Below are 15,331 nucleotides of genomic sequence, written 5' to 3' on the forward strand. Positions count from 1 at the left end.
CTTCTTTTAGATCAAAAAAGGGAAAGAGCATAAGGTAAACGCACCACTCTCATGTTGAAAGTGGGAAAATAGGCTGTGCCTATTGCGTTTTGAAGAAAATAAATGTGATATCACAGCATAGTTTTTAGCAGTTGTCAGGGAGTTGTTCAGAGACTACTCAAGTAGTCATTTTTGCGAAAAGTAGTCTCTAGGTACCACCATCGATCGTCCTTTTTGAAAGACAAATTTTTACAAATACTTCGCAATCAGATCATTGTAAGTGAGCGATTCTGAATTTTTTTTTTCTTCTTTTGCTTTCTCTTTTTGATTATTAACGGGTCTTTTTTGTGATTTATTTTTTGCTTTTTTTCGCCGACTATTCGCCCATTTTCCTCTTTGTTGTGCCTTTACTTCTTTGTATTTTTCAGAATTTTCGAGATCAAAAATATCGACGTCCATCGTTTCCGCAAAACTATTTGAATAAATTAAAAGTTCATCCAAACGGTTTAAAAGTGCCCGCATTTGGATATTTTCTTTTGTCTTTAATCGATACAATTCCAAAATAATATAGCGAATTAAGGCACTATCCGTTGCTGAATCTTCCACTGCTAACAGTTCTTTTAATTCTTCTAATGCTTCTCTATGTTCAGGATCAATATAAATTTGCAGCCGTTCCTTTGTCATTTGTTTTCACTTCTTTCAGTCTGTTTATTTTTTAGTCGTATATTTTGTTACTTCTTAGGTATAATAAATATAAACAATTAAAATATTCAGAAACAACGGTGCAAATAATGTTAGTGGGTTTTGGTTGTGCTAAACACTTTATATAAATCTTCATATTGTATTATCCCCCTCTATTTGTAACAACCGTCATGCATTTTACGAGCTTTATCTAAATGATCAATAGGATTTATCTTATTTATTCCCTAGTCCATATTGTTTTCCATATGATATTCTAGATATTCTAAATTATTAGTATAGTGAAGTTTATTCTCTTCTTTACTTCTATTTAACGCCTCACCTATTGTATTAATAAATCTCGATCTTGGTTAATAAGATCAATTTTTAAAACCAAATATATATCCTGATTTCAATCACTGACAACACATAGATTCTTCTTCTCTAACGAATCTATTATAAATTGAGATAGTTCATAATCGCTAGATATGAATTTATCCACTGTCGAATTTGCTGGATTAGATACTAGTATTATAAATGTATTTTAAAGAAAACAAGTGTCTTCTTCATAACTATTACATCTCCTCCATCCTCAAAAATTTATACCAAAAAATAAGAAAACAAATGCAATATAAAGGAGGATTCCCCCTCCCAAAACAATAAAAAAGTAGAAAACGTATTTAGTCGTTTTGCTAATATCATTCGCATTTCTTATCTTAATACTAATAAAAATATAAAACCCTATGAGTATTAAAAGTGGTAGCATTTTGATCAACAATTTTTATCCTTCCTTTGAGAAAATCATTTTGGAACTTTTTTTTTATGTTAACCGATATTATAATTTAAATTTTAATGATTATTCATACACATTATATTCGTCAAGTAAATCGCTATAATTAAAAACTAAGAGATATACTGTAACAACTATACATAAAATAGCAATACATTTTGAAAATGGATCAACTTCAACGTTAAAGACACTTTTAATTATGTTAGATAAAGTAATCGCCACAGTAACTCACATGGTTTCTTGAAAACTAAAAATGCGGACGCAATCCTTTAGGAATTTACTATAGATCTATTTACACCATTTTTCTGACAAAAATACTACCTGTCCAAATAATACTCATATTCCACCTGTATACATTTTAAAAACATAAGAGAAAGCCTAGTATTCTTTACTCAGCTTTTATAGATACATATATCTATACCTTCAATTCCTTCTTCCAACATTCATAAGACTCAACAGTTGCACTTTTTTTCATTCTCCTGCAAATTCCACTAAACAATGACCACTTATAATCATCAAGAATGGCAGTACCTACTCCCCCTAATCCTAAGAAAAACAGTAAAAGTAAATATAAAAATAACATCATATTCGTCCATAACGATAAAAAAGTCAACAAAAGAGAAACTAAGCCTACTGTAACAAATGAAAAGAACAGAATACCATAATAAATCTTCAAAAGAACAGACCATTCTTTGATTCTATTAAGAACAGATAACTCCTCCTCCGTCATGAATCAGTCCACCTGTTCTTTCTTCTTCTTTGGATCAATACTCTTTAAAAACCTCTCCTCCAATACCAATAAATGACGATAAACATCATCCATCGACCAGCCTGAAGAAAGACTAAGACAATACAAAAAATCACAAGGCAACGTCTTTACGGTACGGTTTCTTGTTACCCAACTTGCTACTGTACTCTGCTTATAGCCATGCAACTCACAAAATTGCTCTACTGTCATCCCTAGCCGCGAAATAATAAATACATTGATCGGGTAGGGATATACAAAGGTATTGATACTCATAGTCAGAAAGACCTCCCACCATATTATTACGTTTGCGATAATAATACTACTCTTTCTTAAGACCAGCAAGCAAGGCGGAGAAAAAAAGGAACGTATCATAGATATAATGTAAAAGGCAATTTGCACCTTTTAGTTTCAACCTGTATCGATCATGAACAGATCTGTTTGCACACCGATCCTATTAGGTTCTATCAAGCGTTTCAGGGCTGTCTGGATAAACGTGTATTCTCTTCCAAAAGCTTCTGAGATCGCAGTGAAATAAGCCCCATGGCTTTCTTTTTTTAGCCGGATAACGGAGCGCATCAATCCATGTATCGAAGCTAGCATAATACCTCCATTACGACCAGCACGAACACGAAAATGAATTTTGTTCTCTTCTTTTAACTGCTTCAGTACTTTGTCCAGGGAACGTTTTGGGATCTTTAAACGTTCAGTTAACTCTTTTTTTGTAGAAAGAATGTATGGTTGTTCTTCATAGGATTGCTCATTCAAATAGGACAGTAGATCTTCTGCCCATTCATAACTATGTGAGTACTTGCGAACAGCTCTTTCTTTCTTGAATTTCCACCAACCCCGTTTTTTATTGAATAGCTGCTCTTCAGAAAGATTGGCATCGACCCACTCTTGGCATAATAGGACAACTTTTTCTCTGTGCGCTGCTTGATATTTTCCGGAGTAAGCGGAACGAATGATTCTGGTTAATTCTCGATCAGATAAAGGGTTAGCCAAGCGGTCATTGAATTCTAACATCGTCAATTCACATGCTTCTACTTCGTATCCTGACGAAAAGTATGCCAAAGACAAGGTGAATATGACATTATTTCGACCATATACGCCCTTTTCACCTTGTATTTTTTGACTTTTTAGCAACAGCTGGAACCATGGTTCATCGACTTGACGAAATTCTTGAGTAGATGGTAATACAAAAACGTTCTTGATCTCCGCTTTTTTGTCCGCATCTTCTCTCATTGACCAGTCGATCCATTCTTCGAAACTATAACGATACTGTGGTTCAAAGAATAAAACATTCTCTTCAGAAGGCATTCGTGTGATCCCAAAATGATTGGCATTTACATCAACTGGAAACCGATAATCATTTGAAAATTTGTTTCTTAGATTTTTTGAAATCATTTTGGCCACATTGATCACTTTAAAATTTGATTTCTTCGTCACGTATGCAGGCTTGTCTAGTACATAGAAAGCTTGAAATCCATGCGGTGTACGTAGAATCATTGTCGGCATAAAGCCGATCTCGTGACTAGCTAAGATAATTTCTCCGTAGTCAAAGTTTGGATCCAATGTGTCAAAATCAACAAAGAAAGTATTGATTTGGCGTAAATTGTCCTCAGAATGACCTTTTGTAAACATTCTGGCTTCATCAGCATACGTTCCATAGCGAAATACATTTGGTGTCCAATGAGTGAATCGATTATTGTTTTCGATCACCCCTTCTTCTGAAGTGATCACTAGTCCAATCCCCTCGATCATGTGTTCCTTTGAACGGTACGCAAAAATAGCCCCCTTTCCCGACTGATCACTAAAAGAGACCGGTTTTAAGTGGCTGTTTTTATATTTAAATTTACGGATACCATTTTGTAATACCGTCGAATATACGACATCCAAAGAAGCTGCCATGACTTTATTCCTTCCCAAACTAAAAGAGAACACAAATAATCTTAAAGATTTGTGTTCTCCCAATAGCTTAGAAGTCTTAAATGAATGACAAAATAAGCGTGTATATATTGAGTTGCTCGTCAAAAAATGGTAGAATAAGTCTGTAAGTTCGGATTGTCAGTCCGAAAAACTTATCAAAATTACATAAGTGGTTGTCAGCCACTTACATAACTTCTGAGACGAGCGAGAACACATAGGCTTTTTATGTGATTCAGATAGAATAGTGAGGCCAATTTCACTTTTTTATCCGTCTCTTTTTTTTTATGTAATTTTCTTTTAAAGTGTAAACTTTTTTTTAATGCTGTAAACCTTTTTTTTATACTACAAAGTTACCCTATTTTTAAACATTTGTAAAGATTATCAAGTGGCTTGATTATAAATTATATTTTATAAACTATACTTTATAAAATATAATTGACAACATATTTCCTTCTGGTATAATGTTCTTAGACAGATATATATATTATATTTTGCAATTTATATTTTATATTTTATAAACGGGAGGTTTGTTTAATGGAATTATCGCAAGAAAACTTGAAATTTGTTTTTGAATATAGAAATGTCGTCAGAAGACCATTAACTATTACTGTAGCAAATTCCAAGGGTGGAGTAGGTAAAACTACTATTATAAGATACTTGAGCTATGTACTTGCTAATATGGGATTTAAAGTGTTGGTAGTGGATGCCGATCCGCAATCAAATACTACAAAGACAATGTTGTTGACTAAAAATTATCACTCTAAAGACGATGACATTTTCATTATTGAAAAAACTATGCTAGCTGGAATCGTTGAACGAGATTTGAAACAATTAGTTCTTCCAATAATTGAAAACTTGGATTGCATTCCATCACATATAGATTTTAAAAACTTTCCAAAATATTTAACTAAGCTTTATGGGGACGCTATAGAAGGAATAGACGCTGATTATATCGAGGTCGAAAAAAACAGAATTTCAGTCTTGAAAGATTTACTTGAACCAGTCAAGCCGGATTACGATTTTGTTCTCATCGATACCCCACCTACTATGTCTGATTTCACTAGGAATGCTGCTTACGCTTCTGACTATATTATTATGGCTTTTCAAACTCAATCTGACAGCTTAGATGGCGTTGAAGATTATATATCAGAAGAAGTCACTCCACTTGTTGAAAAATTTGATTGTAAGACTGAAATAGTTGGAATACTTCCAAATCAGTTGAGTAAAGGTAGTATAGATCGCCAAGTTGTCAATGATGCTATCGAAAAGTTTGGTGATCAAAACCTTTTTGATAATATTTTACCACATGTTAAGCGAGTGCAAACAACACCGAGGACAGGTTTAAATACTGACACTTATTGGGACAAACTTGCTTATGAAGAAGTTTTTGTACCTTTAGCAAAAGATTTCATTCATAGAATAAAGTTATTCGAAGGAGAAAACTAACATGACCGATAATGCAAAACCAGGTTTCTTTTCAAAGCAAAAACCTGATAATTCTTATAAAGAAATCCCTAAACCGAAATCAGCATTTACTTCTGACAACACAGATTTACTAGAAAATATTCACCCTGAAGAAGACGTATTAAAGATAAACAACAAGTCGCTTGGTATACCAGCCATAGTCTGGTGCGAATTTACTGCTTTGCTTGATACTACTGATAATGATTATACCTATGAACTACTCGAAGAATTAATTCACGAAAGAACTGCACGTTTCGATCACAATCAAAAAACAACCTACAACCGAATATTAGAGCGTAAGAAAGATCAGGAAAGAGAACGGATATATAAGAAAGAAAAAAGGAAGAAGATATAAATCTTCTTCCTTTTTATATTTTGTAAAGTACAATTTATAATTTATATTTTGCAAATTATAAATTGTAACAAAAATTAAGCCTTTAAATACACATAATTACTCGCTGGCAGAGGTTTTATAAATATTGTTTTATAATTTATATTTTATAATTTATAAATATACCCAGCCGTGTTCTCTTGACTAGAAAAGCGAACGTGTGTTCTAATGTGTATGGTGAATGTACAATTTAAGTGCAACACCAAAAAAAGCCATAAACTAAATTCCTGTATAATGGTGTTTGACGAACAATCATTAGGAGGAATTTAGCCATGGCTTCATACACACATCTTACTACACATGAAAGAGAATTGATATTCTTATACCACGGATTTGGATTTTCTTATCGCCGTATCGGACGGCTTATCAAAAGAAACCCTTCAACTGTCATGCGTGAGTTAAAACGTCACTCGACAAAGAAACGCGCTTATTCACCATCTGTTGCTCAAAAAACATACAAGAAAAATAAGAAACGTTGTGGTAAGAAGCGATTGCTAGATTCCTCTCCATTAAAAGAATGTGTTAGAAAGTTATTTTTAGAAAACCAATGGTCTCCAGAACAAATTTCTCAGAGAATCAAGTTAGAAAATAACGGTGAATCGATTAGCTATAACACGATTTATCGCGCTATCTATCGTGGATTATTCAATGATGGTTTTACAAAAGATAGTAAAGAGGCTAGAAGGAAGCTGCGTCGCAAAGGAAAGCCTAAAAAAAGCGCTCTTGATGGACGAGGACAATTCAACGATGCCCCTAGAATTCACGATCGACCAATTTCAGCAGAAAAAAGAAGTGAAATCGGTCACTGGGAAGCCGACACAGTGATTGGTGCTTAAGGGAAAACTTGTTTGGTCACACTTGTTGATCGGAAATCACGTTTTCTTCTGGCAAAGAAGACACCAAAAAAAGACTCTAAATCGGTCAAGAAGACAATTATTGATTTGTTTTCCGGGGTCAAACAAGCAAATCTTAAAACGATTACGCCTGACAGGGGACAAGAGTTTATGCTTTATCATGAATTTAGTAAAGCATGCGGTATTGACTGTTTTTTTGCGGATCCTTATAGTCCTTGGCAACGGGGAACAAATGAAAATACTAATGGACTACTGCGAGAATACCTACCCAAAGGGCAAGATTTAACTGAAGTATTAGACAGTACAGTGGATCTATTTGTTTCTAAACTAAATCTACGACCCAAGAAGTGTTTGGGTTGGAAAACACCTTATGAGGTCTTTTATGACAAGGTGTTGCACTTAATTTGACAATCTGCGTATATAAAACGTATCTTTTTTTAGAAAAGGGGATTTATCATGGTTATGCAATTTGGCGTAAATCCAAGGTTTGACTATACTAAAGAACCCTCACGAGATATTCTTTGTATCGACTGTAAGTCATTTTATGGTGCGAAACGTTCCTAACTGAAAAGGTTAGGCACACAAGATTTTCTTGTGTAGAACTAATGATTTGAGGAGTGAAATGACGGTGTAACGCCCTGAAGCGCTCCCTCTGATACTCCGATTGGCAATACCTTAAGTTAGAATAGGAATTGTCAAAAGCTCGGTAAAGTCGGCTGAGAGTTACCGCAGTTGCATTATGCAATCGAAAGCTGTTCAGCGGTGAATGGTGTAACCTATAGGCCGGGAGTCCAGAAATTACTCATGGTGAGAATGTGCAGCTGCACTGACGAACTCGCGAATGTACGAATCTATAAGCTTGGGGTACAGAAATGTATCTTACCCGCACAAATATTACTGTGACAAAGGGTGTAGCTTGCGGTTAAGTAAGAATCGTAGATATGAACAACCGTGCAATGTAGTAGGCATTGGAAAGTTACAGGTTCAGAGTGAGCGCCTAAAAGTAAATGTAGGGATAAAATCATTGGAACGTTGAAAGCTAGTGTCGTGGAGGACTAACTTCCTTTGAAACGGTTGAGACGAAGAATAATAAGCTCATTTACACTAGTGAGAGTAGTGGCACAGTACCTATGAAGCAGTGATAATAAGCTGTGGAGGGATAGCCACAAGTCAATTTGCTTTACTAACAGTTATGATACAATCCATAGAATCGAGTATGACAAAATAAACGCCGACGTCCGAAAGGAGGCGGTGCTATGGAAAACGTATCAGCATCACATTCAATTCGCCATATGGAATATTATGGTCTTATTGATAGCTTTGATTCTCTTTACAAAGAGAGTAGCGAGAACAAAATTTTCAGTAACCTTATGGAAATTGTCACTTCTCCTAATAACATTCTATTGGCATTTCGGAATGTTAAAGGAAATTCTGGTAGTACTTCCCCAGGCGTCGACAAAAAGAATATTGATGATTTAAAAGCAATACCGAATATCGAGTTTATAAAAACTGTTCAAACAAAATTTTCAGAATATAAACCGCAACCAGTTAAACGAGTAGATATTCCTAAGCCAAATGGGAAAACTAGACCACTAGGTATACCAACAATATGGGATAGAATCATACAACAGTGTCTACTACAAGTTTTAGAACCGATCATGGAAGCAAAGTTTCATGATAAGAACTATGGTTTCCGACCTAACCGGTCGGCACATCATGCATTCGCTCAAGCAGTACGAATGGCGCAACTTTCAAAACTAACTTTTGTAGTAGACATAGACATAGAAGGATTCTTTGATAACGTAAACCATTCAAAACTTATTAAACAGTTTTGGACATTAGGGGTACGTGATAAATGGCTTCTAGGTGTTATCCGAGCAATGCTTAAAGCACCTATTATTCATAGGGATGGACGCATTGAACATCCAAAGAAAGGAACCCCGCAAGGCGGTGTTCTCTCTCCACTTCTTGCCAATGTTGTTTTGAATGAACTGGACTGGTGGATATCTTCTCAATGGGAAACACACCCGACTAGGAAAAACTACGATTGTTATCATCAAACAAGAAAGCAATGGATTAAGAGCAACAAATATCGAGCACTGCGTGCTTCGAAACTAAAAGAGATTTATATTGTTAGATACGCAGATGACTTCAAAATCTTCTGTAGAAAACGAAGTGACGCAGACAAAATCTTTCTAGCCACTAAATTATGGTTAAAAGACCGACTGAAACTTGATATAAGTGCTGAAAAATCAAAGGTAGTGAATCTAAAGAAACAGAAATCTGATTTTCTCGGATTCACAATGAAACTGGTACGCAAAAGAAAAAGCTTTGTGATTGAAACGCACATGTGCGCCAACTAAAACACGACGGACTCACTCCGATGGAAATCAGAAGTAAGGCTGTCGCTTAAGTCTTTTTATTAACCTGTAAGAGGAGATAGAGAAAGGGACTTTCTCTATCTCCTCTGAAGGCCAGTTCGAGTGAAACTCGAACAAATCTTTTTGTTTTTTTTGACTGTCTACTTGACAGGGAGCAGTTCAAAATAACTTTTGGATTTTATGGTCTTTTTGCTCGTAGATAAATAATTCTGTTTCCGCCTCTTTTTAACGATATACTAAAACAGAAATTGTCGCATTTTTCGCCATGTAACTAGCCTGTGTGCCTAAGTATTTCCGGATAGGGTTACGTGATTTAGAACCAATGATTAATAAATCAGCCTTTGAAATTGGAATAAATTCTTTGACAATAACTTCACCCGGATTTCCTTGACCAATGAGAACTTCCACATCTGTTAGTCCTTGCTCTTTTGCGTAAGTACGATAGGTTTCACCTTGGCGAATTAATTTTTCTCGAGCGTTCTTTAAAAAGGTCTTATCCAGAATTTCATACGTATTAATGTCTTCGTTTTCTAAAACAAGTGCGATGATAAGCGAAGAGTCTTCTAGTTTCGCGCGATGGACAGCATAATGGAAGGCTTTTAACGCATCTTCTGACTCTTCCACACCAACTAAAATTCGTTTGAACGCATACATATTGCTCCTCCTACTCCGTTTCACGCATATTATTTAATTGAATGCGCGCATTTAATTTTTTGTTTCCTTTATATAGATCATAAACTGTCCATGCCAACAAAAGAAGCACAATAGCTATCGTAAAGTAGGCAATGCTATCTGCAATGACAAGATCTGTTTTACTTGCGTTGTCACCGAAGAACCCTTCAATTTGTCCGGGCAATCCGATTAGATTTAAATATGTTAATCCGATGACTGAAATCCAACCTAATAAGCGAATGATCCATGAGTTTTTGAAGCGATCACCCATTTCAAGACTACTATCCGTCATCATGAGTAGTGGGACCATTGAGAATGGTAAGGCAAAAGCTAGAAAGACTTGAGAATTATTCATTAACGTATTTAACGCAGTATGTTCTTCAATAGCCGATTTACCACTGGTTAACGCCACACAGACTAAAACCGGAATCACCGAGATTAAACGAGTAACAAGGCGCCGTAACCAAATCGGCATTTTCATATGAATGAAACCTTCCATGATTACTTGTCCTGTCAAAGTACCAGTAATCGTAGAATTTTGACCAGATGCAAGTAGCGCAACTGCAAAGAGAGTAGACAATAAACCAGATTTCGCAACCTGAACTAGGATACCATTACTTAAAGTTGAAGGATCTGATAAGGCTTCATACAATCCAAAGAAGGATGGATCTTGGACAGCACCAGTTTTAAATACAGCAACACCCATAATAAGAAGCAACGAGTTAACAAAGAAAGCCATCGTTAATTGAATATTAGAATCCCATGTGGTAAAGCGAACTGCTTCGGCAACATCATCTTCATCGCTATGATCAATGGCACGTGTTTGAGAAACAGCCGAATGCAAGTACAGATTATGCGGCATCACAGTTGCTCCAATAATTCCTAGTGCGCCTGTTAGAGGAGTTTGACCGCCGATACTTTTCGATGAAGAGAATGTTTCGCTTGTTGGAATAAAGCCTTTCATCACGGCAGCCCAATCTGGATTTGATAGAGCAACTTGATAGACAAAGACAAAAAGAATGACAAAAATCAAACAAACCACGATTGCTTCGATCTTACGGAATCCGACTTTTGTCAACAATAAAAGCAACAAGACATCAAAGACGGTAATAAAAACAGCATACAATAAGGGAATATCAAATAGTAGGTATAAGGCAATAGCTGCCCCGATAACCTCGGCAATATCTGTGGCCATAATCGCTAATTCAGTTAAAATCCACAAAATAATACCTAATGATTTGCTCGTACGCGCTCGAATCGCTTGCGCCAAGTCCATCTGAGTGACGATTCCTAGTTTAGCTGCCATGTATTGTAAAAGCATAGCAATCAAGCTAGACATTAAGATCACCGACATTAATAGGTATTGAAAATTTTGTCCACCAGTAATAGAAGTGGACCAGTTTCCCGGATCCATGTAGCCGACTGCCACAAGTGCACCCGGCCCCGAGTATGCGAACAATGTTTTCCAAAATCCCATACCTTTAGGAACAACGACCGTCCCATTTATTTCCTCAAGTGATGGACCATTGGCGTGTTCCATCAACTTGTGCTTATGAGCATGATTTTCATTTTTACTCAAGAAGATAACCACCTTTCATTTCTTTTCAACGCTAGTTTACTCCTCAAATGAAAAAAAGAAAAGGATTTTTTCGGAATGCCTAAAAAAAATGATAGGCACATCGACGTTTAACTCTAACTACCTAGTGGATTAACGTATTAAATTGAAATAAATATAATATAAAATAGGATTTTGATAGTTGCATCTGATTATCGTTATCAATTAGAGGATTATATTATCATTCGAAAAGTTGTGGTGCTACACTCTTTTTGTGAAATAGAGGAGGAGAACAATGAAAAATTACCAACGATTTATTCTAACTTTAACAATCGGTTTCGCAGCCTTACTAGCTGAATTTCTATTCAAAAATCCGACAATAGCTTATATGATTGTAGCGATTACGGGTGGGTTAATTGCCATTCAAATGTTGATTGGCATGATTGCTACACTGCGTTCGGGAAAATACGGTGTGGATATTTTGGCTATTACTGCCATTGTAGCGACATTGGCGGTCGGTCAATATTGGGCTAGTTTAGTTGTGCTAATTATGCTTACTGGTGGAGATAGTCTAGAAGATTATGCTAGCCGACAAGCTAGTAAAGAATTACAAGAATTGTTAAGCCATTCCCCTCAACTTGCTCATGTGATTAAGGGAGCGGAAATCATTGATTGCAAAGCTGAGACGGTGCAACTCGGTGAGCTTGTCTTAGTTAAACCAGGTGAGCTTGTACCAGTGGATGGTGTGATTAAAGAAGGTCAGACGACGTTGGATGAATCTTCTTTAACAGGTGAGTCATTACCAGTCGAAAGAGGAATTGGCGATGAAGTGATGTCAGGGTCGCTAAATGGCGATCAAGCATTTCGTTTTAAAGTAACTAAAGTAGCTGCTGATAGTCAATACCAATTATTGGTCAAATTAGTAAAAGAATCGGCTCAAAAACCGGCCAATTTTGTTCGTTTAGCAGATCGGTATGCGGTACCTTTCACGATTATTGCGTATGTGATTGGTAGTTTGGCATGGTTTTTCTCTAAAGATCCGGTACGCTTTGCAGAAGTCCTAGTAGTCGCATCACCGTGTCCTTTAATCTTAGCTGCTCCGATTGCGCTAGTCGCAGGTATGAGTCGGTCTAGCCGCAATGGTATCGTGGTGAAAAATGGGACAACCATCGAAAAACTTGCAACCGCTAAAAGCTTTTCATTTGATAAGACGGGGACAATAACAGAAGGAGCGCTCTACATTGATCAATTATCTTATACGAGTGGTTATACGGAAAAAACATTTTTACAACTCGTAGCCAGTGCGGAGCAAGAATCGGGGCATGTCATTGCACGCTCCATTGTTCGGGAAGCCAAAGAAAAAGGTGTGGCATTATTGCCAGTGAAAGATTTGGAAGAAGTGACTGGTCAAGGTGTCGTATGCTTTATTGAAGGAAACGAAGTAAAAGTAGGTAAATCGACCTTCGTAGGGAAGAAAGATGTCCATCGCTTAACAAACGAAGTCGCGGTATTTGTTGCTGTGAATGGTGTCATGATAGGACATGTGACTATGAAAGATCAAGTCCGTCAAGAGGCAAAGGAAACGATGCAAATGCTAAAGGCGGAAGGAGTAGAGAGCATCCATTTATTAACAGGAGATAAGCAAGAAGTAGCAGATAGTATTGCAGACCAAGTAGGCATTGATGTGGTGCATGCTGATTGTCTACCGCAAGATAAAATCGCCTATATTCAAGAAATCCCAGCGCCACTTAGACCAACAGTCATGGTCGGTGATGGAGTAAATGATGCTCCAGCTCTTTCCGTAGCGGATATCGGAATAGCGATGGGGGCGCATGGTTCGACAGCTGCCAGTGAAAGTGCAGATATTGTTATTTTGAAAGATGATTTGGCTAAAGTAGCTCAAGCCAGAGACATTGCTAAACGAACAATGGTCGTAGCGAAACAATCGGTATTGATTGGTATCATTATTTGTTGTGTATTAATGGTAATAGCTAGCTTTGGAATCATTCCAACATTATTAGGGGCGGCTTTACAAGAAGTGATAGATACGGTTGCGATTTTATCGGCTTTACGAGCACGAAATGATACAAAATAGTAAAGAGGCTGAGATAGAATGATTCAGCGACAATAAACCAGAAAATCCAGCAATTGTTTTGATATGCTCCCAACATAGTAGACACTAGAAAAAACAAAAATTTCTAGACTACTATGTTGGGAGTTTTTTATATGTCAAAAAGAGTAAAGTTTAGCGTTGATGAAAAATTATATTCTGTTAATCAAGTGTTACAAGGGAGGATATCTAGAAATGCTGAAGCAAAAAGAATCGGTATCAGTATCGGGACTTTGCATGATTGGCTTCGTAAGTTCGAAGAAGGTGGTTCTGAACGACTTAAGGAACTTAGAACGTGGACGACATACTCAGAGGAAACCAAGTTATGTGCTGTTAAAGCCGTCATAGACGGAGGGGAATCCAAACTGTCTGTAGTCAAAAAGTATTCTATTTCAGGTAACAGTGTTTTGAATAAGTGGATTTCCAAGTATACTAGTGGTAGCGAAGTTAAATCCACTAGCAAAGGAAGGTCAAAATCCCGTATGACTAAAGGCAGAAAAACCGACTATAAAGAACGAATTGAAATCGTGCAGTACACGATTGCTCATGAACTTGCCTATGATAAGGCAATCGAGAAGTATCAGGTGAGTTACCAACAGGTTTATTCGTGGGTGCGAAAATACCAATCACTTGGACAAGAAGGATTGAAAGACGGACGTGGTCGCAAAAAGAGTCTAGAGGAACTAACAGAGCTAGATTGTCTCAAACTAGAAAATAAGAAGCTTCAAGCAGAAAAAGAACACCTTGAGATGGAGGTGGCTATCCAAAAAAAGTTGCAAGAAATTCGGGATCGATTCAAACGCTAGCGCTATCTCGAAAAGAAGCGAAATTTTTAGCAGTCAAAGAGCTTAATGAAGAGCGTGGTTGGCCAATCAGCCGACTTTGCCAACTAGTAACTGTCTCAACGCAGGGGTATTACAAATGGAGCAAACGTGTTCCGACTAGCCAGGATGAAGAAACGCAACACATCGCTGAAGTCAATACTGAAATCCATCTTGGATGTAAGAAAATCTACGGTTATCGCCGAATGACAGTGGCTGTGAATAAAAAGCTGGAAACGCGCTATAATTGCAAACGAATTCACCGTATTATGCGTATTCTAGGATTCTATTCGGTTATTAGAAGACCGCGTCCGTCTTGGCAACGGTCAAATCCTATTCATCTAGCAGAGAATATTTTGAATCGTAACTTCGACGCCGCCACGTCCCCAAATCAGATTTGGTGTACAGACATCACTGAGTTTAAATATGGGAATGGTCAGAAAGAATTTCTGAGTGCGATCGTTGATCTTTGGGACAAGTCTATCATCGCCTATGTATTGAGTCCTAGAAATGATAATGAAATCGTCATGGATACACTAAAACAGGCCTTTGAAGCCAACCCAGGAGCACGACCACTGATCCACAGTGACCGTGGGTTCCAGTATACTTCTCATGCTTACAAAACATTGAGAGATACGTACAAATTTACCGCAAGTATGTCACGAGTTTCGAAATGTCTAGATAACCAACCAATCGAAAGCTTTTGGGGCACTTTAAAAGCAGAGCGTTACTACCTGAATAACTATGCGACCAGAGAAGCTTTGGTCACGGACGTGGAAGACTATATTCACTTCTATAATCACAAACGTATCACACTAAAACACGACGGACTCACTCCGATGGAAATCAGAAGTAAGGCTGTCGCTTAAGTCTTTTTATTAACCTGTAAGAGGAGATAGAGAAAGGGACTTTCTCTATCTCCTCTGAAGGCCAGTTCGAGTGAAACTCGAACAAATCTTTTT

At 37.0% G+C, this 15,331-nt stretch carries 12 protein-coding genes and 1 pseudogene; 7 read left to right on the forward strand and 6 right to left on the reverse strand.

The window, feature by feature from the left end; translation table 11 throughout:
- Positions 1-228 precede the first annotated feature (228 nt).
- The 4 genes from IGK14_RS16695 to IGK14_RS16710 all read right to left on the reverse strand — a co-directional run bounded on the left by IGK14_RS16695 (position 229) and on the right by IGK14_RS16710 (position 4,103).
- Positions 229-663 carry a hypothetical protein gene (locus tag IGK14_RS16695; RefSeq protein WP_438712701.1) on the reverse strand — a complete coding sequence of 145 codons (435 nt, stop codon included), beginning with the start codon at positions 661-663 and terminating at the stop codon, positions 229-231.
- Between the two features lie 1,199 nt (positions 664-1,862).
- Positions 1,863-2,177, reverse strand: coding sequence for a hypothetical protein (locus IGK14_RS16700; RefSeq protein WP_142437834.1), 315 nt, complete (start codon positions 2,175-2,177; stop codon positions 1,863-1,865).
- A 3-nt stretch (positions 2,178-2,180) separates the two neighbouring features.
- Positions 2,181-2,468 (reverse strand): PrgN protein, encoded by a 288-nt coding sequence (locus IGK14_RS16705; protein ID WP_012481689.1) that lies wholly within the window; start codon positions 2,466-2,468, stop codon positions 2,181-2,183.
- A 135-nt stretch (positions 2,469-2,603) separates the two neighbouring features.
- On the reverse strand, positions 2,604-4,103 hold the full coding sequence (locus tag IGK14_RS16710; RefSeq protein WP_192415568.1) for a primase C-terminal domain-containing protein: 1,500 nt from the start codon (positions 4,101-4,103) through the stop codon (positions 2,604-2,606).
- A 552-nt stretch (positions 4,104-4,655) separates the two neighbouring features.
- Between IGK14_RS16710 and IGK14_RS16715 the strand changes: the two genes are divergently transcribed.
- From IGK14_RS16715 to ltrA, 4 genes and pseudogenes are all read left to right on the forward strand, one after another.
- Positions 4,656-5,567: a ParA family protein gene (locus tag IGK14_RS16715; protein WP_005237640.1), complete on the forward strand. Its 912-nt coding sequence runs from the start codon at positions 4,656-4,658 to the stop codon at positions 5,565-5,567.
- A 1-nt stretch (position 5,568) separates the two neighbouring features.
- Positions 5,569-5,940 carry a hypothetical protein gene (locus tag IGK14_RS16720; protein ID WP_016612373.1) on the forward strand — a complete coding sequence of 124 codons (372 nt, stop codon included), beginning with the start codon at positions 5,569-5,571 and terminating at the stop codon, positions 5,938-5,940.
- Between the two features lie 308 nt (positions 5,941-6,248).
- Positions 6,249-7,238, forward strand: a pseudogene (locus IGK14_RS16725) (IS30 family transposase).
- Positions 7,239-8,086: 848 nt separating this feature from the next.
- Positions 8,087-9,193, forward strand: coding sequence for a group II intron reverse transcriptase/maturase (gene ltrA, locus IGK14_RS16730; RefSeq protein ID WP_225582047.1), 1,107 nt, complete (start codon positions 8,087-8,089; stop codon positions 9,191-9,193).
- 243 nt (positions 9,194-9,436) lie between these two features.
- On the opposite strand, the gene IGK14_RS16735 is transcribed toward ltrA, so the two are convergent.
- Together IGK14_RS16735 and IGK14_RS16740 are read right to left on the reverse strand one after the other, a co-directional pair.
- Positions 9,437-9,865, reverse strand: coding sequence for a universal stress protein (locus IGK14_RS16735; RefSeq protein ID WP_005237651.1), 429 nt, complete (start codon positions 9,863-9,865; stop codon positions 9,437-9,439).
- 10 nt (positions 9,866-9,875) lie between these two features.
- Positions 9,876-11,423, reverse strand: coding sequence for an Nramp family divalent metal transporter (locus IGK14_RS16740; protein WP_141323609.1), 1,548 nt, complete (start codon positions 11,421-11,423; stop codon positions 9,876-9,878).
- A 310-nt stretch (positions 11,424-11,733) separates the two neighbouring features.
- On the opposite strand from IGK14_RS16740, the gene IGK14_RS16745 reads away from it, so the two are divergent.
- From IGK14_RS16745 to IGK14_RS16755, 3 genes are all read left to right on the forward strand, one after another.
- On the forward strand, positions 11,734-13,533 hold the full coding sequence (locus tag IGK14_RS16745; protein WP_005237655.1) for a heavy metal translocating P-type ATPase: 1,800 nt from the start codon (positions 11,734-11,736) through the stop codon (positions 13,531-13,533).
- A 131-nt stretch (positions 13,534-13,664) separates the two neighbouring features.
- Positions 13,665-14,354 (forward strand): helix-turn-helix domain-containing protein, encoded by a 690-nt coding sequence (locus IGK14_RS16750; RefSeq protein ID WP_034879047.1) that lies wholly within the window; start codon positions 13,665-13,667, stop codon positions 14,352-14,354.
- Positions 14,342-15,238 (forward strand): IS3 family transposase, encoded by an 897-nt coding sequence (locus IGK14_RS16755; protein WP_142437796.1) that lies wholly within the window; start codon positions 14,342-14,344, stop codon positions 15,236-15,238. The genes IGK14_RS16750 and IGK14_RS16755 overlap by 13 nt, the downstream gene beginning before the upstream one ends.
- Positions 15,239-15,331 lie beyond the last annotated feature (93 nt).

The organism is Enterococcus sp. DIV0970a, assembly GCF_051711265.1.
Taxonomy (GTDB): domain Bacteria; phylum Bacillota; class Bacilli; order Lactobacillales; family Enterococcaceae; genus Enterococcus_D; species Enterococcus_D casseliflavus.

Bases quoted from the DNA above. Each gene is read 5' to 3' on its own strand.
- IGK14_RS16695 (WP_438712701.1), bottom strand. From the start codon at position 663: ATGACAAAGGAACGGCTGCAAATTTATATTGATCCTGAACATAGAGAA.
- IGK14_RS16700 (WP_142437834.1), bottom strand. From the start codon at position 2,177: ATGACGGAGGAGGAGTTATCTGTTCTTAATAGAATCAAAGAATGGTCT.
- IGK14_RS16705 (WP_012481689.1), bottom strand. From the start codon at position 2,468: ATGAGTATCAATACCTTTGTATATCCCTACCCGATCAATGTATTTATT.
- IGK14_RS16710 (WP_192415568.1), bottom strand. From the start codon at position 4,103: ATGGCAGCTTCTTTGGATGTCGTATATTCGACGGTATTACAAAATGGT.
- IGK14_RS16715 (WP_005237640.1), top strand. From the start codon at position 4,656: ATGGAATTATCGCAAGAAAACTTGAAATTTGTTTTTGAATATAGAAAT.
- IGK14_RS16720 (WP_016612373.1), top strand. From the start codon at position 5,569: ATGACCGATAATGCAAAACCAGGTTTCTTTTCAAAGCAAAAACCTGAT.
- ltrA (WP_225582047.1), top strand. From the start codon at position 8,087: ATGGAAAACGTATCAGCATCACATTCAATTCGCCATATGGAATATTAT.
- IGK14_RS16735 (WP_005237651.1), bottom strand. From the start codon at position 9,865: ATGTATGCGTTCAAACGAATTTTAGTTGGTGTGGAAGAGTCAGAAGAT.
- IGK14_RS16740 (WP_141323609.1), bottom strand. From the start codon at position 11,423: ATGGAACACGCCAATGGTCCATCACTTGAGGAAATAAATGGGACGGTC.
- IGK14_RS16745 (WP_005237655.1), top strand. From the start codon at position 11,734: ATGAAAAATTACCAACGATTTATTCTAACTTTAACAATCGGTTTCGCA.
- IGK14_RS16750 (WP_034879047.1), top strand. From the start codon at position 13,665: ATGTCAAAAAGAGTAAAGTTTAGCGTTGATGAAAAATTATATTCTGTT.